The sequence below is a fragment of the Desulfotomaculum sp. 1211_IL3151 genome (assembly GCF_036763075.1).
In the GTDB taxonomy this organism is placed as follows: domain Bacteria; phylum Bacillota; class Desulfotomaculia; order Desulfotomaculales; family Desulfotomaculaceae; genus Desulfotomaculum.
This window is the reverse complement of sequence record NZ_JBAIYV010000026.1, coordinates 114,100-135,835: the sequence shown is the minus strand read 5'-3', so window position 1 is coordinate 135,835 and position 21,736 is coordinate 114,100. Positions and strand designations below refer to the sequence as shown.

Genomic DNA, 21,736 nt, shown 5'->3' with positions numbered 1-21,736 from the left:
CTGTTAGAATTCATGAACATTGTGGCATGATATCACCTTATGATTTCGAAAGTGCTTTAGCATGTTAAAACAATAAACTAGGGATATTTCTACTTTTAACTTGTCCGATATCTTGACAGAAGACCATTTGGCTGAATCCGATAGTAACTGCCCTGCACCACTGGTTTTAGACTATTACTTTAAGTTGCGTCAATCTCCGATGCGACATGTATCAATTAATTTCCAATTTAGCGGCTTATTTTTGTGCATCCAGTATAAATAGAGAGGCATCATGACCCATGAATATGTTCCTTCCATTATAGAATGTTTTGGATTGAATACCCTTGTATCCTATATTTAACATCATATCCGTTAGAATTTCTTGATCAAAGCCATTATGAACCATATCTGAAACGATTTCATCATTCTTATTAAAATCAATGATGATTAAATGTCCTCCCGGATTCAATACATCATACAGCTTTAATAAAACGGCTTTAAAATCTTTAATATGGAGTAGAACCTGAGCCATAAAAATATAATCAGCCTGTAAATTCGATAGACAATCCTGTTCAAAATCAAAGCATAATGTAGCCGCATTCTGTATATTCGAATTAGAAATTTTTTGCTTTATTTGGTGAAGCATGTTTTGTGATGTATCCAGAAACAGGATGGATTGAAAATCATTCAATAAGTTCATCCCGATAAGACCCGTTCCACATCCAAAATCAACGGCATTCTTGTTTTTAGCATCAACTAAATATGCACGAATCGCATCGGATGAAATCCTTGCAATTTGAACCCTTTCAGGCGTGTCATATGTATTGGCTATCCTTTCAAACTTATCCGTATTTCCCATTATTACCTCTCCAATCTACCTTAATAATAACCTATTTTATCTCTTCAAGGGTCACTGTGTTACTGAAACTCTAAGATAGATTAGTACCCTTATTTATCAAGGTTTATGCTCGTTTTAACAGGCAAACCACTTCCGTATGCCTTGGGAGGATCGTAAATGTCCAATAAGTCAGTGTATGCAAACCCCTGACCAATCGCTATGGGGCACCAACTCCACAATGGTAGTACAAAATCAACCTCCCCGTTTCATTTTTTAAGGTTCAGAAAATAAAATTTCAACGAAAATGACACCCAAATGTTTTCCATCTTGGGTGTCATGATCACTGCAAACAATTTCTTTCAACGGCTTTCACGATGGATCAAACCAACTGTCCTATGCCTAGATAAACATACCCGATCTATAAAATAGGTGCTTTACTTCATTAGTCCTTCCTGCTGCAGCCACGTTTTGGCCACATCTTTGGCTTTTTTCTTCTCTACATCAACCTGAGCATTTAACTCTGCCATTGCTCTATCGTCCAATTTGCCAGCTAATTTATTTAATATTTCTTTCAGTTCTGGATGCTTTTTAAGGGTCTCAGAACGTACTAATGGAGCAGCATAATAGGGAGGGAAGAAATTTTTATCGTCCTCCAACAAAAACAAGTTATATTTGACCAACATCCCGTCTGTAGCAAAGGCATCGATGATATCCACTTGCCCTTCGGTCAGTGCTTTATATTTAAGGCCTGAATCCATCGCTTTGGTGCCTTTGAAGCTTAACTGATAGGTTTTCTGAAGCCCCTTCATCCCGTCATCGCGCTCTAAAAACTCCTGCATGGTACCAAAGTTAAGTTCCCCGGCTACAGCCTGTAGGTCGGAGATTTTTTTAAGATTATACTTTTGGGCTGTTTCCTGAGTCACCGCCAAAGCGTAGGTGTTGTTAAAACCAATGGATTCCATCCATTCCAGGTTATACTTTGTAGAAAATTCTTCTTTGACCTTATCATAAGCCTTTTGAGGGTCCGACAATACTTCTTCGCCCAGGATATTCACCAGGCCCGTACCGGTATACTCTACATAGACATCGGCACTGCCATTTTTAACGGCATTAAAACAAACATCCGTCCCGCCCAGAAAGGACTTGACGGTGATCTTCTGATCGGTGTGTTCCTCCAGCAACAGACCCAGCATATTGGCCATGATATCTTGCTCTGTAAAGTTTTTACCCACCACGGTGAGCCCTTTGTCATCTTTGGTTAGGCTGGAGCAACCCGCCAGAGTTGTCATCAGCAACACCAATAGAAGAACTCCCACCTTTTTTAATCTCGTGATTTGCATTAAGCCAGCTCCTTTTACTCTATTTGTGTTTCTACTAAGCCGCTTGTTGTTTTTTCAGTCGCAAGCCCTGCGGTGTAATATACCAATCAACCCAGGCCAACAGCAGATCAAACAGAACCGCCAAAACTGCTGCCGGAATGGCTCCTGCCAAGATCACCCCGGTATCCACCATCGCAATCCCCCGCAAAATGAGATCACCCAAACCACCGGCGCCAATGAAGGCAGCTAGGGTGGCTACACCAATGATCATTACGGTGGCAGTTCGAATGCCGGCAAAGATCACCGACCGAGCCAGAGGCAGTTCCACTATCACCAGCCTCTGGGCATTTGTCATACCCATACCACGGCCTGCCTCTAATAAGGATTTATCCACATCCAAAATTCCTGTGTAGGTGTTGCGTAAGATAGGCAACAGCCCATACAAAGCCATCGCAATAATGGCAGGGAGCGAGCCGATACCAAACACCGGAATCATAAAGCCCAACAAGGCTAAGCTAGGGATGGTTTGAATCACTGAAACAACCCCCAGCACCAAACCAGCTAATTTACGCTGCCTGGTCAGAAAAATCCCCAGAGGTACCGCAAGGATAATGGCCCAAAACAAGGCCACCACTGAGAGTAAGATATGTTGTCCACTGGCCCGCAAAATATCTGGCCAGCGATCCACTAATACCAATAGCAATTCATTCATTAACTAGCCACCTCCTGAAGATAGGGTTTGGCCAAAACATCCACCAGGCTGGCCTGTGTCAGTAACCCTGCCAGTTTGCCGTCGGAAGTCAATACCGGCACGTAACCGTAGGGTGCTTCCTGTACCAGGGGAATCACTTGGGTTAAAGGGGTACCACTTTTAACGGTAACCGCATTGACCTGCTTGACATCGGCAATGCAAAGGGATTCGTCGGTGTAGCGGTGATAGATATCCGAAGTGCTGGTGATACCCAGATATTGTCCATTTTTATCGGTCACTACCAACCCTGTGACCCGCTTTTTGACCATAATTTGTACCGCTTCGGCCAATCCCCTAGAGGGTAGTACGGTTATGGGCTCCTTTAGCATCACATCATCCACCAAATAAGACAGATGGGGGGATAACCGCTTCTCTCCCAAAAATTCGCGCACGAAATCATTGGCAGGGTGTCGCAAGATTTGGTCGGGCTTTCCTTGTTGCACCACCTTACCTTCTTGCATGACAACAATTTGGTCCGCGATCTTTAGGGCTTCGTCCATATCGTGGGTTACAAAAACGATGGTTTTGTGAAGTTCTTCATTGAGCCGGATTAACTCATCCTGTAGTTGTTCTCGGGTAATGGGGTCCAATGCAGAGAAGGGTTCATCCATTAGGATGATAGGTGGTTCGCTCATCAAGGCCCGGGCTACTCCGATACGCTGCTGCTGACCTCCTGATAGCTCCGCAGGGTAGCGGTTTCGGTACAATTCCGGATCTAACCCAACCAATTTCAATAGTTCATCAACCTTAGCAATATCCATTGCCCTTTTACCAGACCTTAATCGAGGTACCAAATAAATGTTTTCTGCTATGGTCATGTGAGGAAAAAGTCCGATTTGTTGAATAACATAGCCTATGCCCCGCCGCAGTTCCACCGGATCGATGCCTTGGATATCTTGGCCGTTAACTAAAATTCTACCGGACGTGCTCTCGATCAAACGGTTAATCATCTTCATGGTGGTGGTTTTTCCACAACCTGAAGGACCAACCAGGACCACAATTTGTCCCTGCGGGATGCTTAGGTCCATGGCTTCGATCACCAGAGAGTTACCATATTTCTTACTTACCTTTTCAAACACAATCGCGTTTTGCAAACTTACTCCTCCTTTTCCCGGTATTAGAATAAAAAAAACCTCACTTAAATGAGGGTCAAAAAAGACAAACCCTAACGGGATGGCAGGAAAATAAAAAGACCCTGCCATATGAATAGGGTCAAAGTGGTAAAAATATTTTACTTAAAAAATAATTGACCCATCTATGCTGACGAGGTTAGCTGACGGACTCGGAAGATGGTTTCCTACTGTGCATTGCACTGATTCGCCCCAAAAAAGTGGTTCCCCCGCTTTCCAGTAATTAATTCTGGAAATTAAGCAAATGTAATTGTTACTATTACTATAAATCATTTAACAGATCCCGTCAAGCAACTCTATATGATAACAGCAGTTGTCGGTATGTTCTTTCAAATTGTTCTTTCAAATTGTTCTTTCAAATTGTTCTTTCAAATTGTTCTTTCAAATTGTTTTTTCATCTTTGAGCAGGCAAACATTTGAAGTTTTACTTTTTCTAAATCCGTGAGTTACTATACTTGTTTTGTGGGTCTATGACTCCCATAAAACACACCAATAATTCAGCCCTATCTTTTGTCCAAAAACAAAAAAACTTGAAAACAGCATAAAATACACCATTTTCAAGAATTTTTATTCTTATTTTCTTTCCTGTCTTATTTACCCTTTGAACCACTATTCGTCATCAGAATTATCGTCTCAACCTGTATTTCGTCAAACACTAATTCTTTCGCCTCTTTTTTGATCATGCAGCCTCTTATGCAGATGTGCCACAGCTGACAATTCTATAATACACTTTGGCCGTCAGCCCATAGACAATGGCGTAAAACAGTGCAAAAACCAATATTGTACCCGCCGTGCACCAAGCGAACAAACCCACATTGGTGAGATTCAGTACTGCCAGCAATTTGGTAATGATGGGAAAAGCGAAGGCAATATGGATCCCGGCGGTAACGAGGGGCAGGAAAAATACGATCAGGACCTGGCTACGGATCGAGTCTTTCACCTCTTCACGGCTCATTCCCACCTTCTGCATGATTTCAAAGCGGGCCTTATCGTCATACCCCTCCGAGACCTGCTTGTAATAGATGATCAGCACAGTGGCCATGATGAACAGCGCCCCCAAGAATATCCCCAGAAAGAACAAGCCTCCATAAATGGCGAAAAAGGATGCCTTTGCTGCCACCGGGGATTCGATCCTGCTGTCAGGATAATCACTGCCCACGGCAGTGCGGATGTCCTGGTAAACAGCTGAGATGTCAGCCTCGTTGGCGTCCAGGTCAAAGCCCAGATAATATTGATAACTGGATGGATCATAGCCGTTTTCTTCAGCCCGGGCCTTCTCCATGGCTTTGACTACATCCATATCCTTAACCACGATATAATAGTTGCCCATGATCGATACCCTGTCCAGGCTGTTTTCAAAAAACGAGTCCAGCCTTTCCTTGACTGTAAATGTCCGGTTAAGTACCGTCAGGGTATCTTCCTCATACACGTTGCGGCTGGAATAAATCATAATCTCATTGTCCCCCAAGCCCGCCGTTCTATTAGTCAGCCGGTTATAATCCTCTAGGGGAATCATATAAAACTGTCTGACTGAAGACGAGGCATTGGACATCTTGCTCTCATCCGTGATCACCGTGTCGCCCTCCTGATTGCCGGCAAAGGCCGCATACCTGTAGTCCAGCATAGCCTTCCCCTCCAGCCGGTGCTGGGCCAATACTTCGTGAACCGATGTCTGCAAGCCCTCGGCTGATTGATGGGCAGGTACGGGAGTGCTAATCATGATATTTTGGGGATACCGGGTGCGCAGCACGTCCTCCATCCCAATGTACAAGGACACCGTGGTGGACACCATCACCAGCACGGCAGTGGCCATGATGCAGATATTGGCCAAACCGACGGCGTTTTGCTTCATCCGATACATCATCCCCGCTACGGCGGTAAAATGCCGGGTCTGATAATAATACCCTTTGTTCCGGCGCAGCAGTTTGAGCACTGCGATGCTGCCTGCCGTAAACAAACAATAGGTGCCGACCATCACAAGGATGACGGCAATGAAAAATTTGTTCAGTGCGGCCAGAGGAGATTTGGTGATGAGGGAAATATAATACCCGCCGCCCAAGCTCAACATCCCGATCATCACCAAGGGCCATTTTGTTTTCGGCTCCTTCTCCCCCGTTTGACCACCCTTCAGGAGTTCAACAGGCTTAGCCAAATGGATTTGGCGCAAGGTATTGAGCAGCGTCAACAGGAAAATTCCCACGAACAGGAGCGGCACGGCAGCCAGAGCGGGGCCGGACACGGAAAAGCCCAGAGGCACCTCGAAGTTCAGGATTTTCAGCAGAACCATGAAGATCAGCTTGGAGAAAAGTATCCCGCCCAACAGGCCTGCCCCCAGGCTGATCACCGCCACATACAGGGTTTCGAACATCAATACTTTGGAGATATGCTTCTTCTCCATCCCCAGAATATTAAAAAGACCAAATTCCTTTTTGCGCCGTTTGATTAGAAAGCTGTGGGTATAGAAGAGAAAAATTGTCGCGAAAATGGCAATTACATAGGAGCCCAGGGAAAGGATCGTTTGCATATTGGATCCGCCAGCCATGTTTCCCAAATCCTCATTTTCAGACAGAAAAACCATAATGTAATACATCATCACCGTGCCGATGCAGGTCAGAATATAGGGCAGATGGGTTTGGGCATTCTTTTTCAGATTGGTGGCGGCCAGCTTGGCATAAAAGAATCTACTCATGACGCGCACCGCCTGTCGCCATGGTGATTAGGGTATCGGAGATTTTCTGGTACATAGCTTCATCCGACATCCCTGCTTTATATAGCTGGTGGAAGACTTCACCATCCTTAATAAACAGTACCCGTTTGGCATGGCTGGCCGCTTTTACGCTGTGGGTAACCATCAACAGGGTCTGCCCGTCCTGATTGATTTCCTTAAACAGGCGGAGTAAACCCTCAGCGGCCTGGGAATCCAGGGAACCGGTAGGCTCGTCCGCCAGAATCAGCTGGGGATTGGTAATCAGGGCGCGGGCTACCGCACAGCGCTGCTTCTGCCCTCCCGATACTTCATAAGGATATTGGGCCAGGATATCTTCGATGCCCAGCTTGCGGGCAATGGGCTGCAGGCGCCAGCTCATCTCCTCGTAGGACTTGCCGGACAGCACCAGAGGCAGGAAAATATTATCCTGCAAGGAGAAGGTATCCAGCAGATTAAAATCCTGAAACACAAAGCCGAGATTTTCCCGGCGGAAGGACGAAATCTCTTTTTCCTTGATGGTGCTAAGCCGTTTCCCCTTGAGCAAAACCTCACCGCTGGTGGGTTTGTCGAGGGAGGCCAGAATATTGAGCAGGGTCGTTTTGCCTGACCCCGATTCACCCATGATCGCCACATATTCACCCTGCTCCACGGAGAAGGACACATTGGATAAGGCCTGAACATGGCTGCCTCCAAAGCGGGTGGTATAGACTTTTTTAAGATTATTAACATCTAGAATAGTCATAATAAAGAACCTCCTTTGCTGAGTAGGTTCAGTATAGCAAAACTGGAAAATGCCCTGCCATAACTTTGGCTTACATTTTCCAGTTTAAGCTTACCCTTTTGTAAGGTAGTACATAATTACATTCAAAGGAGCATGGATTATGCAGGAATCTAAGGGAACCAGGCAAGCGCCCTTTATTCCATCACCATATCTATCCTATCCAGGCCTATCTTCACTTTCGTGCCCTTGCCCGGCTCCGCTTCGATCACAATGGTGTGGGATAGCTTGGTCAGGATCCGTTTGCACAGATAGAGACCGATCCCTGTGGACTTTTTATCCCTTCTGCCGTTATAACCGGTAAAGCCTTTTTCAAAGACTCGGGGCAGGTCTTCACCGGCAATGCCTATCCCTGTATCGGCAATCACCAGGGTTTTGGCACTGCCCCTTTCCATATAAATGGAGATCTTCCCCTCCCTCGTGTACTTCAAAGCATTGGACAAGATCTGCTCAATTACAAACACCAGCCACTTTTCATCGGTCAGCACGTCACAATTCAGCTCGGAGAAGTCCAGGCTGATTTTCCTGCGGATAAACATCTTGGCATATTTGCGCACCGCCTGCCGGACAAGGACATCCAGGGAATAGCGTTTCAGCACAAAATCGGAGGAAGGGCTCTCCAGCCGCAGGTATTGGAGCACCATTTCCACATACTGTTCAATTTTGAACAGCTCCATGGCCAGTTCGCTATTATGCTCCATGCTCTGAGCAGTACTCCGGTCATCCTCCGCTGGGGGGGAAGATTGGAGTAGAAGGCCCATGGCGGCGATAGGGGTTTTGATCTGATGAGCCCACAAAGTATAATAATCCACCAAATCGCTCCGCTCATTATCGGCCTGGGAAACCAGCCCGAGCTTATCCCGGTATACGACGGCGATCAGTTCCTGATACTCCTGTTCCAATAAGCCCTTAGGCTCAGGGAGCCCTGCCAGGCTGAACGTGATCTGTTTCTGCAAATCGCGGAGCACTCTGTATCGTTGATAATGGCGATGAAAATCCACCGTCAGGACCGGGAAGGCCAGGGCAGCACAGAGCAAAACACCATACAGCACCGCTTCCACCGGGAGATGATACAGATAAAACACCAACGCAAATACACCGGCAAAGATGCAATACAAAAAGATTCCCTTGCTATGCCCCTGGAGGTACTGCTTCCCCACTGCCCATAAGCTGATCTCTTTCATATCATGTCACCATATACCCTATCCCTTTTTTGGTCACAACAAACCTAGCCAATCCTGCCGCCTCCAATTTTTTGCGCAGCCGGCTCATGTTGACCGTCAGGGTGTTTTCGTCGATATAACTGTCCGTTTCCCACAGGCGAGCCATGATTGCTTCACGGCTGACTGCCTTCCCTTTATTCTCCATTAGCATTTTCAGGATCTTATAATCGTTCTTGCTCAGCTCAACCTTGATATCGTTATAGGTTAAAGAAGCATCACTGGTATTGAGGATGGCTCCCCGGTGCTCCAACAGATCGGTCTGTCCGGCAAAATCATAGGTCCGGCGCAGCATGGCCTGCACCTTGGCCGTCAGAACACTCAGGTCGAAAGGCTTGGCAATAAAATCATCACCGCCCATATTGATCGCCATGACGATGTTCATATTATCGGAAGCGGAGGAGATAAAGATGATCGGTACCTTGGACACCTTGCGGATCTCGCTGCACCAATGGTACCCATTGTAAAAAGGCAGCGAGATATCCAGGAGCACAAGATGGGGATTGTAAGAGACAAACAGAGACATCACCTGCTCGAAGTCGGTCACACATTCCCCTTCACACCCCCATGTCCCAATATGGTTTTTAATCACTTTGGCAATAACGGCATCGTCTTCGACAATCATGATCTTATGCATGAAGCAGTTCCTCCCTTTTCATGATACTATTCTATCATGGAAAAAGGGCAATAAAAAACCGGCCTGTACCCACATAAGAGCCGGAAGTTCATTGGACGAATACCGCCCTTAGAATTCATGAACATTGTGGCATGATGCCACCTCCTAAAATAAGGGTGCCCAGAGGGTGCATAGAAGCCATTGATATTTTCCCATAAATATGCTTTCATAGGTTTTTAAGATAAAATAGATTTTAGATAATCTAATAAATCAGATTTAGTCAAAGGGTCGGTATGGCCTAAAATACAATATTGGCAATCTGTACATTCTATCAGCCTATTCAATGCCTTTAATTTATCTTTATCCATATAACCATTGTTAAAGTAATCTTCACTTGTTGAATCTCCCAAAAACAATATTTTTTCTTCGGGAACATATATAAGAACCGTATCTTCCGAGTGGGGTGATTCTGCATGAAAAACCTTTGCAGTTATTCCGCCAAGATTAAGAGTAAGTTCTTTTTCAAATTGAATATCGGATAGAGCAATAACGATTTCCTTATTATTCGCATATTCCCTGTTCAGGCATTTATCGTCTTTCTTTAGAAATTGCATATATGCATTGTCGGACAGTTTGGCTTTCTCGCTTTCCAAAAACTCGTTCGTTTTATGGTGAGCAAGGGACAATCCGTGAATGTGGTGCATTCCAAACGTATGATCCCAGTGCCAATGAGTGATAACTGTAATATCTGGCTTTCTAAGTCCCTCAACTTCTAAGGACTTATAAAATTCATCAACATGATCTGCCGAATTTCCTGCATCAACGGCAAGTGCGATTTTATCGCCTTTTAGGTAAGCTAACATTGGACGGTCTGTTTCGGGCTGGTGTGGATAGTAAAATACTCTATCATTTATTTTTTTCAATCCCATTTGTTATCCCACCTTTCGGGTAATCAATCTTGAAGCAACGTTTCTTTCAATTCAGGCAATATGATTTGAGTTTGTACGTTTTGGTCATCTATTTGTGAAACAACTTCCCTGGTTCCCCCGCTTTCCAGTCATTAATTCTGGAAATTAAGCAAATGTCATTGTTACGATTACTATAAATCATTCCGCCAGACAACTCTATATGATAACATCAGTTGTCGTTATGTTTTTTCAAATTGTTTTTTCATCTTTGAGCAAGCAAATATTGAAGTTTTACTTTTTCTAAATCCGTGAGTTACGATACTTGTTTTGTGGGTCTATGATGCATTCTTAACTGAATTAGGCTCGATTAAAGAAATCTTCGAACTTTTTTACAGTATTCTCGGTACTTTTCCCCATATATCCTTTTTAACGATTCTTCCTCAAGCCGAATTTGACGATTAAAAAGCCAAATTCCAACCACCATATAAATCAAGAAGATCCAGTTTGGAATAATCAAAAATACCCCCATTAGTATTAGCCCAAATGCAGTATAGATTGGATTGCGACTAATCGAAAAAACGCCTGTGGTTATTAGTTCGCCCGGGTGTTCTTCGTCTATGCCCACACGAAAACTATTGCCAAATGAAATCAAGGCATAAACAAACAGTAAAATACCAATCCCGCAGAATGTTATGCCCAGCCAGCCAATGATTTCATTATTAAATAATTCGACACCAAGTTTAGGAAGATCAAATGCACTTGCAATTACAAGATAATAAAATAACAATGCAAATGGAGGAATCAAGAAATCCTTTTTATCCGCCTCACCAAACTTCATTGCTTTTATCCCTAGCTTCTTCATTTGGAAAGTACGAGATAAAACAAGTATGATAAGCAAAAGCAAGGTTGCTGCCGCTAAATATCGCTGCATAATCATTATTGAATTCAACCCCTTCTTTCTATCCTTCCCACGCACTCCACATGACGCGTATCTTGCAATAAAATTTCCCATAATAACTCATCCTATTCGATCGTTGCTTATCATACTAGGAAATACGGGGTGTGAAGGAAACCGTTTAACTTATCAAGACTTGTTAATGCTTGATGCTTTTTAGCAAAGAAATTTACGCCGCACAGGCACCCGGAAAGGAGCCAGTTGTTCACACTGCAACAACTGGCTCCTTTCATCGAAGAGGGCTACATGTGGAAACTCGGGTTATGTACTGCCGCCCGGCAAAACAATCCCCCTCCATACTTCTAATCGGAACCTAGTACCGAAACATACCACTAACGAGTGTATTGGTTTTTCAAGGTCTCTTAAAAACCCTTGCAATTATTCATTTAAATATGTGCTCACCCTGTCCTGAATCAACTGGGCAGTCGTTTCTGCTGTCTTCTGTCCCGTAAAGAAGGCCGCGGTTTCCTCCTGAACAATGGAAATAATCTCCTGGTCCGTTCCGATGTAGACGTTCGCTTGACTCAGCAGGTTTTCCATATAATCCACATCCTCCTGGGTGGGGGGTTGCAGTGTTATCGCTTGAGCTGGAATGCCGTTGTCCTTAATTCTCATTCTCCCACCATTTTTTTGGATAGCCTGGGTGAAATTCTGGGCAATCTGGGGCAGCACACTCTTATTAATCGGCATTCCTCCCTGAGTCATCATATCATCCGAGACCAAAAATTTCAAAAATTCCCAGGCCAGTTCTTGATTGGCTGATTTACTGCTGATCCCATACATGGCATCCGTGGAAAAGAACACGTTTCCGGGGGGCTTTAAAAGCTGAACACCCTCGCTGAAAATCGCCTTGGCCACTTGCAGGTCCCAAAACCCACTAAGAGAAGTGAAATTAAAAACAAGCTTACCCCGGGCGGCCATGTCCATAATGTTGGTCTGGGCTGTATCCGTATTAACCAGTTTGTGGTCAATCAGATATTTACTGAGGTTCAGTAAATCAAGAAATTCCTGGCCGGTAAAATTGGCTGTTTTCTTCTCCATATCGACCAGGCTGCCATCGTTTTCTTTAACCAAAGTCGCAATCAGTCTTCTTTCATCCATCCCGGCCAAGGCATACATCTCCTGGCTTTCCTTGTTTTGCTTGTCGTTAATGACCTTTTCCGCCGTCTTGACAAAATCGTTCCAATCCCAGCTGCTATCGTCGATTTGCACCTGGGAATCAGCCAGTAAGGTTTTATCGGCGGCAATCATATCGATACCGATATTAATCGGCAGCCCATATAGTTTATCTTTATATTCTAAAGCCTTAAAAATATTTTGGTAGTATTTGCCGCTGTCGAAGCTTTGATCCGACTGCATCAGCCCGCCCAAGTCAACTAAAAGATTCTTATCCGCATAGGTCTGATAGGGCAGGTTGTTTAATAAAAGGATATCGCTGCCCTGGCCGGACATGAGCTGGGTATTCATCGCCGTGACATATTTTTCAATATCGCCGGGATCTGCCGCCCTGACACCTTCACCTTTTTCCGAAGTACTGGCGGTGTATTCTTTCACTTCCACACGAACGCCGGGATGAAGTTCCTCAAACTTTTTTACTGCCGTATCCAGGTACGCATCCTTAGTCACAACCGCAATGGTCAGGAAATTAGGATTATTATCTTCCTTGGTAGCCTGAGTATTGCCGCAGCCAGCGGTAAATACCCCCATGCCAAGGACCAGAACCAGGATTAGGACCACTCCATTTTTTATCATCAAAACACCCCTTTTCTTTAAGGATTCCGAATTTAGGAGTCAGACTGACTACTGACGTTCACCCCACTTTCTTGATCGAAAAAATGGGCCTTGGACATATTAAAACCCACCCTGACTTCCTGTCCGGTTTCGGCGCGCAACTCCGGACTCACCCTGACAACCACCTCCCTGCCGGCTATCCTTACATAATGGTAAGTTTCAGCCCCTCTCAATTCGGTAAACTCCAGCCTCCCACGCAAAGCACACTCGGGATGGCGGTTCAAAAACCCTCCGTTGCCGCAGAGATGCTCCGCTCTTATCCCCAGGACCACTTTCTGGTCCAGATAGCCCTGCTCTTTTAACTTTTGTCCCCCGGCAGCGGGAACAGGCAGCAGGGCGTCGGCCAGTTTGGCAAAAATACAGCCGTTTTGCTCGATAATTAAAACTTCCAAAAAGTTCATCCCGGGGCTGCCGAGAAAACCGGCCACAAACATATTGACCGGGTGGTCATAGATGGCTTGCGGGCTGTCAATTTGCTGGATCAGGCCATCCTTCATCACCACGATTCTGGTGCCCATGGTCATGGCTTCGGTTTGATCATGGGTTACATAAACAAAAGTTGTCTGTAGATTTTTATGGAGCTTGGCAATTTCTATTCTCATCTGGGTTCTCAACTGCGCATCCAGGTTGGACAAAGGCTCATCCATCAGGAAAACCTTGGGTTTCCTGACAATGGCCCGTCCCAGGGCCACCCTTTGCCTTTGCCCACCGGAAAGTTCCTTGGGTTTGCGTTTCAGAAGATCTTCAAGGGCCAGAATCCTGGCCGCTTCCTCTACATTTTTCCTAATTTCAGCCTTGGGTAACTTTCTCAACTCAAGTCCAAAAGCCATATTGTCATAGACCGACAGATGGGGATAAAGAGCATAATTTTGAAAAACCATGGCGATATCCCGGTCCTTGGCAGCCACGTCATTAACCAGCCGGTCATCCATATATAATTCACCGGCTGAAATTTCCTCCAGCCCGGCAATCATCCTTAAAACGGTTGTTTTGCCACAGCCGGAGGGACCCACTAGGATTAAGAATTCTTGATCCTTTATTTCCAGAGAAAAATCCCTGACTGCCGTAACCCTGCCGGAGTAGGTCTTAGCTAGATTTTTCAGATATAAACTCGCCATCCGCTGCCCTCCTATTAGTTGGGGACATTCCTGTCCCCAGAGAAATGCCCAAGCTTCAACAGGTGTGTCCCCTGACCTTTTTTGTAACCACGGTTAAAAATATAGAGCTGAATACCAGCAACACCTCCTTGGTCTCGATGATCGGAGGCATTTTTATTATCCACAGCAAGGCGGTGCCCAGACCTAAGGCGACCAGCGTGAAAACGCTGCAAAACACTGCAACCTTGAGCAGTTTTTCCCCTAACAGCTTGAGTTGGTAAAGTCCCAGCAAGAACAGCGGCCAACCAAGAAAGATGTTTAAAAACAAGTTCCAGTTCTGGATGGTATGAAGGATATTCAACTGAACTTCTCCGGGCGGCGCTACATATCCGGCGCTTTGCAGCCCGGTTTGAATCCCGTTTTTAAAGCGGTCGGCCCAAAATGAAACATCAATAAGTTCATTGGGTATGTTTTGCGGCGGAATATATAAGGTAAATCTAATTAATTTCCATAACAAAAGCATCACTGCAACAAGCGCTACTATTTCCGCCATACCAAGCATAAGCCTGGCGGCGTCCCCCTTGATCATCTCCGACCAATATTTATCCCGGAGTCGCAAGCGACAGAAGCGATAAATACCTCCTATTTTTCGCCTGAGCAAGCCGAAAAGCATCACAATTGCCACCGTCCCCGCCACGAAATTGCGCAGCAGGTTCTCTTGTTCCAGCAGGAAACCCGCCACGTTATAATCGATGATTTTGTAGTTGGCGGGGGCCTGACCGATGGAAGTCAGGGCCGTTTCCAAAACAGCGGTATTGCGGCCCGTGGTGCCGGCATCCTTTGTTGCCACTGCCAATGAGGTTATTCGGGAATCCGCTTCCAGTTCCAACAGCTTTTTTGCCGGTATGTACACTGTGCCGTATCCCCTGTCCGTCAGGGTCCCGATCAGGGAATGGTCAGCCCCGGCCACCCCGGTTATTTTAAATTCCCGGCCATACAGTTCTATTTTCCGGCCCACCACATTGCAGTTCCGAAAAAGAGCCTGGGCCAGATCTTCATCAATCACGGCGACCTGCTGGTTTTCCTGTTCGAAAGTTAAAAAGCGGCCTGATCGCAGGTTTATTTGATGGAATTGATCGTACCTGTCATTCACCCCCAGCACCTGAGCTTGACTCTGGTTCTTTTGATAGGCGGCAGAAGTTGAAGCCTCCATGGCGTAAGCCAGATCATCGTCCCGGAGGTTGTATTGGGTAAGCTGCCTCATGTCTTGCAGGGAAAAAGAGTCTTTTTCCGGCTGATTGGAGTTGCTCAGCCGGGTGGCGGTGATTTTGCCGGTTTTGTGCGGGCCGCCAAGCTCTGCCAATTTAGCGGGCAGGGATGACCCCAGGACGGTGCTCCAGGTTAAAACCAATAGGCCCAGGGCCAGCATAAGATAGGCCGGATAGGCTGATTGGGCCGGTTTCAATTTGCCGCCTCCTTCAAAACTCGCTCTCCGTCCTCCACTGGTTTATTGCTTTGCCTCACCACTTCGCCCATCACCCTATCTGTGAGAGCAGACTTTTCATTATCGCTGTCTGCCACCTTTACTTCCACCTTTTGCAAATAGTTCTCCGTACCCAAAGGTCCTTTTCTTGATTCCAGAACGAAGATATAGGAGCCGCTGCTGTCGTCATAAACTGCGCTGTTCGGTACGAGGGCAGCGTAAGGCTTTGTTTTTTTGCTTAAATAAATTTCTCCCTTTTCGCCGCCTGTCAGACCTTCCAGAGACACGTCAATCCACAAATCCTTCTCATCCCCGTTGTGCTGGCTGTTTTCAGCGATTTTGTCAATTTTTCCCTCGGTTTTTTTATCCCCCAGGGAGAGAATAGTAACACTCACCGTATCGCCGGGTTTGACGTAATCAACCAAATCATTGTCAATTGGCACGATCAGCCGGAACCCCTGCTGTAGATCAGCCAATTTAAACAGGGGCAGGGAGTTATTGGTCCTAGACCCTTCGGCGAAATTCAGTTCGGTGATTATGCCGTCCACGGGCGCTGTATACACGCCGTTGTTTGCCACCTGTTTGGCCAGGGTATCCACCTTTCTGGCCTGTATTTCCAGATTAAGCTGAATGTCCTCACAGTTTCTTTGCGCGTCCGCCAGGTTCTTTTCGGCATTTTGCAGGTTTACCGCCGTTTCGGCTGCATGATCAAACAGGTACTTCAGGTTATCGTAATCCCTTTGTTTTTGCGCCTGCTCTTCCCGGGCCCCAACCAGGGACAGCTGCAGCTGCCGGTAGCGGGCCTGTTCATCCTGATAATTCGACTTCAGTTCGTTCACGTCCAGAATGATGATGGGCTGGCCTTTGCTAACCCTGTCCCCCTGCTCCACCAAAACCTCCTTTACCCGTAAATTGGAGTCAGCGTATTCCTCCCGGGTTGATTTGACCTCGACTGTCCCTTCACCGAATACTTCTTTGATTAACGCCCCGTTGGTCGGCCGGACCGTTTGGACTCTGGGCAAAGCAAAGTTATTAATTGTATTGGAAAAGAAAGTTAACCCGATCATTGCCATTAGGAACAGCAGGCTCAACTTTCCGGTCAACTTTTTTCTTTGCGCATCATCTGCAATTGCTTCATTCCCCAATTTCCTGTCTCCCTTCCTGACCTAGTACAGCGACACAAAAGCAAGGCACCCGTTGCTCAGCCTTTGATTCCGGAAAGCCGGATCCCTTCCAGCAAATATTTTTCGGCGTAAAGGAAGTTCAGCAGCGCCGGCATCATATATAAAGTGGACGCGGCAAAGGCCAAGCCTTTTTCACCGTCGATGATTCTGGAAAGATAGAGTGAAAGAGGCTGTTTGGCCGCATCCTGTAAAAAAATCAACGGCTGTTCGACCATGTTCCAGTTATCGATAAAAACAAGTATGGCCATGGCTGCTATGCCGGCCCTGGACATGGGCACGATGATTTTGAGGAAAATCTGAAGCTGGTTGGCTCCATCCACCCGGGCTGCTTCAATATAGGAGTCCGGTATTTGCTCCATATACTGTTTTAAAAGAAATACGCCAAAGGTGCTGAAGATGCCGGGAAAGATAATGGACCAGTGGCTATTAAGCAGGCCCAACTGGCCGGCCATTAAATAATTGGGCACAAGGGTTACCTGAAATGGCATCAGCATCACAAGGATATACAAAAAAAACAAGAAATTCCTGCCTCTAAACTTCAGTTTGGCAAAGGCATAGGCAGCCAGAGTTGCAACAATCGTTTGCCCAATGACGATAGGGAAGGTAATCAGCACGGAATTCCAAAACATGAAAAGAAACTGGGTCTTTTTGATGAGTACGTTATAATACTGCTTCAGCACCACCACTTCGGGTATAAGCTGGAATCGGGCGAAGTGATTCGCGGTGTCACCGTTATAGCTGCTTAAGTTTTTGTCCGTCACCGGGTCATAATTATCGGCGATTTCCTGTTCACTCATAAATGAATTGGTGACAGTTACAGCCAGGGGAAACATGAATAGGACAGCCAGTACCAGTAAAACTGTAAGATGGAGTATATTTTTTATTCGGTGGTTACGCTTCAACACACACACCCCTATCGCCGGTTCTAAGTTTGTTACTACCCATGAAAAATGTTTTTACGTTACACTTCTGACTCCTGGGATTCTAATTAATCATGTTGGTGATCTTTCTCTCTACGATAAAAAGCAGTAAAACGATGGCCACGATAAAAGCAGCCATTATGAAGGCCGCGGAAGTCAATTTTTGGTAATCCAGAGCCATGAACATATTGTTCATGTAGTGCTGCAGCATATAGATGCTGTTATGGGGATATTCTCCGGAGATAAGATACGCCTCCCGAAACACTTTAAATGAATTGATCATCGAGATAACAAAAACAAAAAAAGTCGTGGGGGTCAAATAAATCAGAGTTATTCGGAAAAATTCCTGCCGGCGGCTGGCCCCGTCGATCCTGGCCGCTTCGTAGTACTCAGCCGGTATATTTTGTAATCCGGCCAGAAACAGGATGACGCTGTAACCAATGTTCTTCCATAGATAAATCACCAGCACTACCATTCTGGACCAACTGGTTTTCATCCAGTCCACAGACGGGTAACCCAGGGCCTGGATCAGGAAATTTAAAACGCCGTTCAAATCAAAGAAAGCCTGCCAGACTAAAACTATTGAAGCTACTGGTACCACCAAAGGAGTTACCATGATGGTGCGAAACAGGTTCCGGCCCGGTAATTTTTGGTTCAATAACAAGGCCACTCCCAGGGAGAGAATCATATTAAGAGGTACACAGATTAAAGTAAACTTGGCTGTATTCGCCAGAGCGGATAAAAAGCTCGGGTTTTTTAACAAAGCGCCGTAATTATGTAATCCAACAAAAGTACCGTTAATGGGACTGTCCACCAGTGAATAGTAAAAGCCGGTGGCAAACGGGAGCAAATAAAAAAGAGAAAAACCCAGCAGGCTGGGCCCAAGGAAAAGCCAGGCCAGGCAGCCGTTATTCGTTTTTAATTTTCCAGTTCTCATCTTTACCACCCTAATCGTGATGGATCCTTTCAGAAATGTTAAAAGCCTGTCCGATTCGGCAATCTCATCTTACCGAAATCAGGCAGGCGATGTTGGAATTTTAACTTATCAAAATCTTAATAAATTCTTATGAAGAACTTATTATTTTCTGATGCTGTTGTATACAGCTAAGGCATCGGTAATATTATATTGTTCCGAATGGTGATCTCCTTTTGCACCAGCTGAAATCAGAATATATTCTTGCTTACCCACTTTGGCAAGACTCGCGAGACACAGACCGGCCTCATTGGTATAGCCCGTTTTTCCCCCTAAAATTTCTCCACCAATCATGGTTTGGTTGTTGAGGTCTTCAAACAGGGTACTGTGAAAGGTTATCCCGCGAGGGTGCCTATTCGTAGGCCCTGTGGCATGACGGGGTGAAGTAAAAATCTCCCGAAAAGTATCATTTTGCAAAGCATAGCTTAGAAGAATAGCCAGATCTTTGACTGTTGTATAATGGTTTTCATTGTGAAGCCCGGTTGAGTTCTCAAAATGTGTGTTGTGCATGCCAAGATCTGTCGCCTTTTGATTCATTAATTTTACAAAATTCTGCTCTGATCCCGCAATTTGATCCGCAAGTCCAATACAGCACTCCGAACCGCTCGGCAGCATTACTCCGTATAACAGATCGATTGCCCTGACCTGCTCACCCGGCTGGAAACCTGCCATTGATGCATCTGCTTTGTACAGCCCCTGAAACGTAGAATGGGTAAGTTTGATTTCCCCCTTCAGATTAGGTAAATTTTCTATCGCAACAATGGCTGTCATCATTTTAGTCAAAGAAGCAGGATAGATTTTTTCTTCACTGTTTTTTTTCATTAGGATGGTATGATCTTTTAAACGGATTAGAATCGCATTCGGACTGTTCAGCTTGTCGGGAGGTATGGAAACAGCAGGATCGATGGCTTTATAAACAAAAGCAGCAATTCCAACCATCAACAGAAGTGCTACAAATATGCGTATGCCGGACCTTTTCTTTTTTACCTTTCGTACCATAATAAAACAACTCCTTATTCTGTGCTGATATTACTTAACCATAGAACAAGGAGCGATGTTTGAATTCCATCTTATGAATTTCTTAAGCTTTTCTTATAACGGAAGCTTTACTGTAAATATCGTATTTTCTGTGTTGCTTTCCACAGAGATGGTTCCATCGTGAGCCGTGACAATTTCTTGTGCGATTGCCAAACCTAACCCTGCTCCACCGGTATTTGTGGAACGTGCAGAATCTAATCGGTAAAATTTTTCAAAAATAGTTTCAAGCTTTGCCTGCGGGATGGGATTTCCCTGATTCGTAAAAGTTATAACAATATTTTTGTCCTGTTGTACAGCAGAAATGTCAATGACATTGTTTTCATAACTGTAGGCTATCGCGTTTTTCAGAATGTTATTGAACACACGGGCCAGTTTGTCGGCATCTCCCCACAGTGTTAAGCCGTCAGGCACATTGACGGACACCTGCTTTTCCTGCGGAGTCAGCATTGGATAGAATTCATCTGCCATCTGCTGGAGCATGAACTGTAAATTGATTTTCTTTTTATTCAAAACAATTGTTTGAAGATTAAATCTTGTGATCTCAAAAAACTCATTGATGAGCTGCTCTAATCGATAAGCTTTTTCCAAGGTAATACCGACATATTTTGCCTTCTGTTCAGAAGGCATATCGGGAGCTTCATCCAGAAGACTTAAGTATCCGATGACAGAGGTCAGGGGTGTCTTTATATCATGAGCCAAGTAAACTACCAAATCATTTTTGCGCTGCTCCGCATCAAGAGCAGCCTTCTTTTGTTTTTCCAAATTGTTTTTTACTTGATTAAGCTGATTTTCCATAAAATCCAATTCCGGTGATAATGTAATTTCAGCATCGGATTCCTCAGCAAGTTTATCCATTCCAGCACTGACTTCATCGAAATATTTCGTAAACCAAGAAAGTGAAAATCTAAGCAATATCACAAAAAATATTAGGATTACAACAAAAAGGATTATGTCCATATTGTTGCGAATCACCAACTGGTAGATTGTCTGTGCGTCCGAATTGTTAAAATGAAAAGCCTTGACTAAAAATCGAACGATACGATTTCCGATCTGTCCATGCAGGATATAGCGCAATAGATAAACAGTCACAGCGGCGGCAACTGTAATCAGGAGCATTCGAAAAAATACTTTGCTTTTTAATTTTGTATAATCGTTCCTTCTTTTACCTCTCTTACTTTTCAATTTTATAGCCAATCCCCCATACCGTTTTGATATATTTAGGATGTTCCGCGCTGTCGTGCATTTTTTCCCTTAAATGCCTGATATGAACCATTACTGTATTATTGCTATTGCTGAAATACTTGTCTCCCCATACCTCATGGAACAATTCTTCCGAACTGACCACCCGTCCGCGATTGGAACAAAGGACCCAAAGAATGGAAAATTCTGTAGGAGTGAGGGATAGCTTTTTTTCATTCAACGTACATTCATGGGTCTTCATGTCCAATACCAAGCCGGAAAAGGCAATCAAGTGTTCTTCCTGGTTTGGCTCCGCAGAATTATATTTGGTAAATCTTCGGAGCTGCGCCTTGACACGGGCAATAAGTTCCAAAGGGCGGAACGGCTTAGTGATATAGTCGTCTGCACCTAATGTCAGCCCGGTAATCTTATCGATTTCTTCTTCCTTGGCTGTCAGCATGATAACCGGAAAATTATGCTTTTCCCGTATTTGCTGACAGATTGAAAACCCGTCTACATCGGGGAGCATGACATCCAAAATGGCAAGGTCTAGTTTTTCATTTTCAATACAGTTAAGGGCATCCTTGCCGTTATAAAATTTAAAGATATGATAGTTCTCATTTTTCAAATAAACTTCAACCAAATCGGCAATAGCTTGTTCATCATCAACGATTAAAATATTTGCAGCCAAAAGCGTCATCTTCTTTCTTTTAAGTATATATCCCCATAATTATTATACCGCGAAGCAAAAATCCATCTTGTAGCTTTTTACTTATGAAAATCTTAAGATTTTCTGAATATCGATAGTCTTTTACACACAAATATAAAGATCAATTTCGTCAATCGTAAAGATTTTAAGCAATAAATTCT

At 44.8% G+C, this 21,736-nt stretch carries 19 protein-coding genes and 1 riboswitch; all 19 genes read right to left on the bottom strand.

Going from position 1 to position 21,736, the window contains the following annotated elements:
- Positions 1-235: 235 nt before the first annotated feature.
- Positions 236-838 carry a class I SAM-dependent methyltransferase gene (locus tag V6C11_RS06310; RefSeq protein ID WP_333530277.1) on the bottom strand — a complete coding sequence of 201 codons (603 nt, stop codon included), beginning with the start codon at positions 836-838 and terminating at the stop codon, positions 236-238.
- Positions 839-1,251: 413 nt separating this feature from the next.
- Positions 1,252-2,157, bottom strand: a complete 906-nt coding sequence (locus tag V6C11_RS06305) for a glycine betaine ABC transporter substrate-binding protein (RefSeq protein ID WP_333530276.1) — start codon at positions 2,155-2,157, stop codon at positions 1,252-1,254.
- Between the two features lie 34 nt (positions 2,158-2,191).
- Positions 2,192-2,848, bottom strand: coding sequence for an ABC transporter permease (locus tag V6C11_RS06300; protein ID WP_333530275.1), 657 nt, complete (start codon positions 2,846-2,848; stop codon positions 2,192-2,194).
- On the bottom strand, positions 2,848-3,981 hold the full coding sequence (locus tag V6C11_RS06295) for an ABC transporter ATP-binding protein (RefSeq protein ID WP_333530274.1): 1,134 nt from the start codon (positions 3,979-3,981) through the stop codon (positions 2,848-2,850). Before V6C11_RS06295 ends, V6C11_RS06300 begins: the two co-directional genes overlap by 1 nt.
- A 149-nt stretch (positions 3,982-4,130) precedes the next feature.
- Positions 4,131-4,270, bottom strand: a riboswitch (cyclic di-AMP (ydaO/yuaA leader).
- A gap of 438 nt (positions 4,271-4,708) precedes the next feature.
- On the bottom strand, positions 4,709-6,706 hold the full coding sequence (locus V6C11_RS06290; RefSeq protein WP_333530273.1) for an FtsX-like permease family protein: 1,998 nt from the start codon (positions 6,704-6,706) through the stop codon (positions 4,709-4,711).
- Positions 6,699-7,466 carry an ABC transporter ATP-binding protein gene (locus V6C11_RS06285; protein ID WP_333530272.1) on the bottom strand — a complete coding sequence of 256 codons (768 nt, stop codon included), beginning with the start codon at positions 7,464-7,466 and terminating at the stop codon, positions 6,699-6,701. The genes V6C11_RS06290 and V6C11_RS06285 overlap by 8 nt, the downstream gene beginning before the upstream one ends.
- 173 nt (positions 7,467-7,639) lie before the next feature.
- Positions 7,640-8,686, bottom strand: a complete 1,047-nt coding sequence (locus V6C11_RS06280; protein ID WP_333530271.1) for a sensor histidine kinase — start codon at positions 8,684-8,686, stop codon at positions 7,640-7,642.
- A 1-nt stretch (position 8,687) separates the two neighbouring features.
- On the bottom strand, positions 8,688-9,359 hold the full coding sequence (locus V6C11_RS06275; RefSeq protein ID WP_333530270.1) for a response regulator transcription factor: 672 nt from the start codon (positions 9,357-9,359) through the stop codon (positions 8,688-8,690).
- Positions 9,360-9,574: 215 nt separating this feature from the next.
- Positions 9,575-10,267, bottom strand: a complete 693-nt coding sequence (locus tag V6C11_RS06270; RefSeq protein ID WP_333530269.1) for an MBL fold metallo-hydrolase — start codon at positions 10,265-10,267, stop codon at positions 9,575-9,577.
- A gap of 346 nt (positions 10,268-10,613) precedes the next feature.
- Positions 10,614-11,258 carry a methyltransferase family protein gene (locus V6C11_RS06265; protein WP_333530268.1) on the bottom strand — a complete coding sequence of 215 codons (645 nt, stop codon included), beginning with the start codon at positions 11,256-11,258 and terminating at the stop codon, positions 10,614-10,616.
- 321 nt (positions 11,259-11,579) lie between these two features.
- Positions 11,580-12,953: an ABC transporter substrate-binding protein gene (locus V6C11_RS06260; RefSeq protein ID WP_333530267.1), complete on the bottom strand. Its 1,374-nt coding sequence runs from the start codon at positions 12,951-12,953 to the stop codon at positions 11,580-11,582.
- 32 nt (positions 12,954-12,985) lie between these two features.
- Positions 12,986-14,110 carry an ABC transporter ATP-binding protein gene (locus V6C11_RS06255; protein ID WP_333530266.1) on the bottom strand — a complete coding sequence of 375 codons (1,125 nt, stop codon included), beginning with the start codon at positions 14,108-14,110 and terminating at the stop codon, positions 12,986-12,988.
- A 55-nt stretch (positions 14,111-14,165) separates the two neighbouring features.
- Positions 14,166-15,554 (bottom strand): ABC transporter permease, encoded by a 1,389-nt coding sequence (locus V6C11_RS06250; protein WP_333530265.1) that lies wholly within the window; start codon positions 15,552-15,554, stop codon positions 14,166-14,168.
- The gene (locus V6C11_RS06245; protein ID WP_333530264.1) at positions 15,551-16,717 is read right to left on the bottom strand and encodes an efflux RND transporter periplasmic adaptor subunit; all 1,167 of its coding nucleotides are present in this window, start codon (positions 16,715-16,717) and stop codon (positions 15,551-15,553) included. The genes V6C11_RS06250 and V6C11_RS06245 overlap by 4 nt, the downstream gene beginning before the upstream one ends.
- Before the next feature lie 56 nt (positions 16,718-16,773).
- A complete protein-coding gene (locus tag V6C11_RS06240) occupies positions 16,774-17,658 on the bottom strand; it encodes a carbohydrate ABC transporter permease (RefSeq protein WP_333530263.1) in 885 nt (294 codons plus the stop codon).
- A gap of 82 nt (positions 17,659-17,740) precedes the next feature.
- Positions 17,741-18,613: a carbohydrate ABC transporter permease gene (locus V6C11_RS06235; protein ID WP_333530262.1), complete on the bottom strand. Its 873-nt coding sequence runs from the start codon at positions 18,611-18,613 to the stop codon at positions 17,741-17,743.
- A 141-nt stretch (positions 18,614-18,754) separates the two neighbouring features.
- Positions 18,755-19,648 (bottom strand): D-alanyl-D-alanine carboxypeptidase family protein, encoded by an 894-nt coding sequence (locus tag V6C11_RS06230; RefSeq protein WP_333530261.1) that lies wholly within the window; start codon positions 19,646-19,648, stop codon positions 18,755-18,757.
- A gap of 93 nt (positions 19,649-19,741) precedes the next feature.
- Positions 19,742-20,881, bottom strand: a complete 1,140-nt coding sequence (vanS, locus tag V6C11_RS06225) for a vancomycin resistance histidine kinase VanS (protein ID WP_442886044.1) — start codon at positions 20,879-20,881, stop codon at positions 19,742-19,744.
- Positions 20,859-21,566 (bottom strand): VanR-ABDEGLN family response regulator transcription factor, encoded by a 708-nt coding sequence (gene vanR / locus V6C11_RS06220; RefSeq protein ID WP_442886043.1) that lies wholly within the window; start codon positions 21,564-21,566, stop codon positions 20,859-20,861. The genes vanS and vanR overlap by 23 nt, the downstream gene beginning before the upstream one ends.
- Positions 21,567-21,736 lie beyond the last annotated feature (170 nt).

What these genes read in the sequence shown, in the direction of transcription:
- V6C11_RS06260 (WP_333530267.1), bottom strand. Translation starts at nt 12,953, where the DNA reads ATGATAAAAAATGGAGTGGTCCTAATCCTGGTTCTGGTCCTTGGCATG.
- V6C11_RS06290 (WP_333530273.1), bottom strand. Translation starts at nt 6,706, where the DNA reads ATGAGTAGATTCTTTTATGCCAAGCTGGCCGCCACCAATCTGAAAAAG.
- V6C11_RS06280 (WP_333530271.1), bottom strand. Translation starts at nt 8,686, where the DNA reads ATGAAAGAGATCAGCTTATGGGCAGTGGGGAAGCAGTACCTCCAGGGG.
- V6C11_RS06265 (WP_333530268.1), bottom strand. Translation starts at nt 11,258, where the DNA reads ATGGGAAATTTTATTGCAAGATACGCGTCATGTGGAGTGCGTGGGAAG.
- V6C11_RS06285 (WP_333530272.1), bottom strand. Translation starts at nt 7,466, where the DNA reads ATGACTATTCTAGATGTTAATAATCTTAAAAAAGTCTATACCACCCGC.
- vanR (WP_442886043.1), bottom strand. Translation starts at nt 21,566, where the DNA reads ATGACGCTTTTGGCTGCAAATATTTTAATCGTTGATGATGAACAAGCT.
- V6C11_RS06235 (WP_333530262.1), bottom strand. Translation starts at nt 18,613, where the DNA reads ATGAGAACTGGAAAATTAAAAACGAATAACGGCTGCCTGGCCTGGCTT.
- V6C11_RS06255 (WP_333530266.1), bottom strand. Translation starts at nt 14,110, where the DNA reads ATGGCGAGTTTATATCTGAAAAATCTAGCTAAGACCTACTCCGGCAGG.
- V6C11_RS06310 (WP_333530277.1), bottom strand. Translation starts at nt 838, where the DNA reads ATGGGAAATACGGATAAGTTTGAAAGGATAGCCAATACATATGACACG.
- V6C11_RS06230 (WP_333530261.1), bottom strand. Translation starts at nt 19,648, where the DNA reads ATGGTACGAAAGGTAAAAAAGAAAAGGTCCGGCATACGCATATTTGTA.
- V6C11_RS06305 (WP_333530276.1), bottom strand. Translation starts at nt 2,157, where the DNA reads ATGCAAATCACGAGATTAAAAAAGGTGGGAGTTCTTCTATTGGTGTTG.
- V6C11_RS06275 (WP_333530270.1), bottom strand. Translation starts at nt 9,359, where the DNA reads ATGCATAAGATCATGATTGTCGAAGACGATGCCGTTATTGCCAAAGTG.
- V6C11_RS06270 (WP_333530269.1), bottom strand. Translation starts at nt 10,267, where the DNA reads ATGGGATTGAAAAAAATAAATGATAGAGTATTTTACTATCCACACCAG.
- V6C11_RS06300 (WP_333530275.1), bottom strand. Translation starts at nt 2,848, where the DNA reads ATGAATGAATTGCTATTGGTATTAGTGGATCGCTGGCCAGATATTTTG.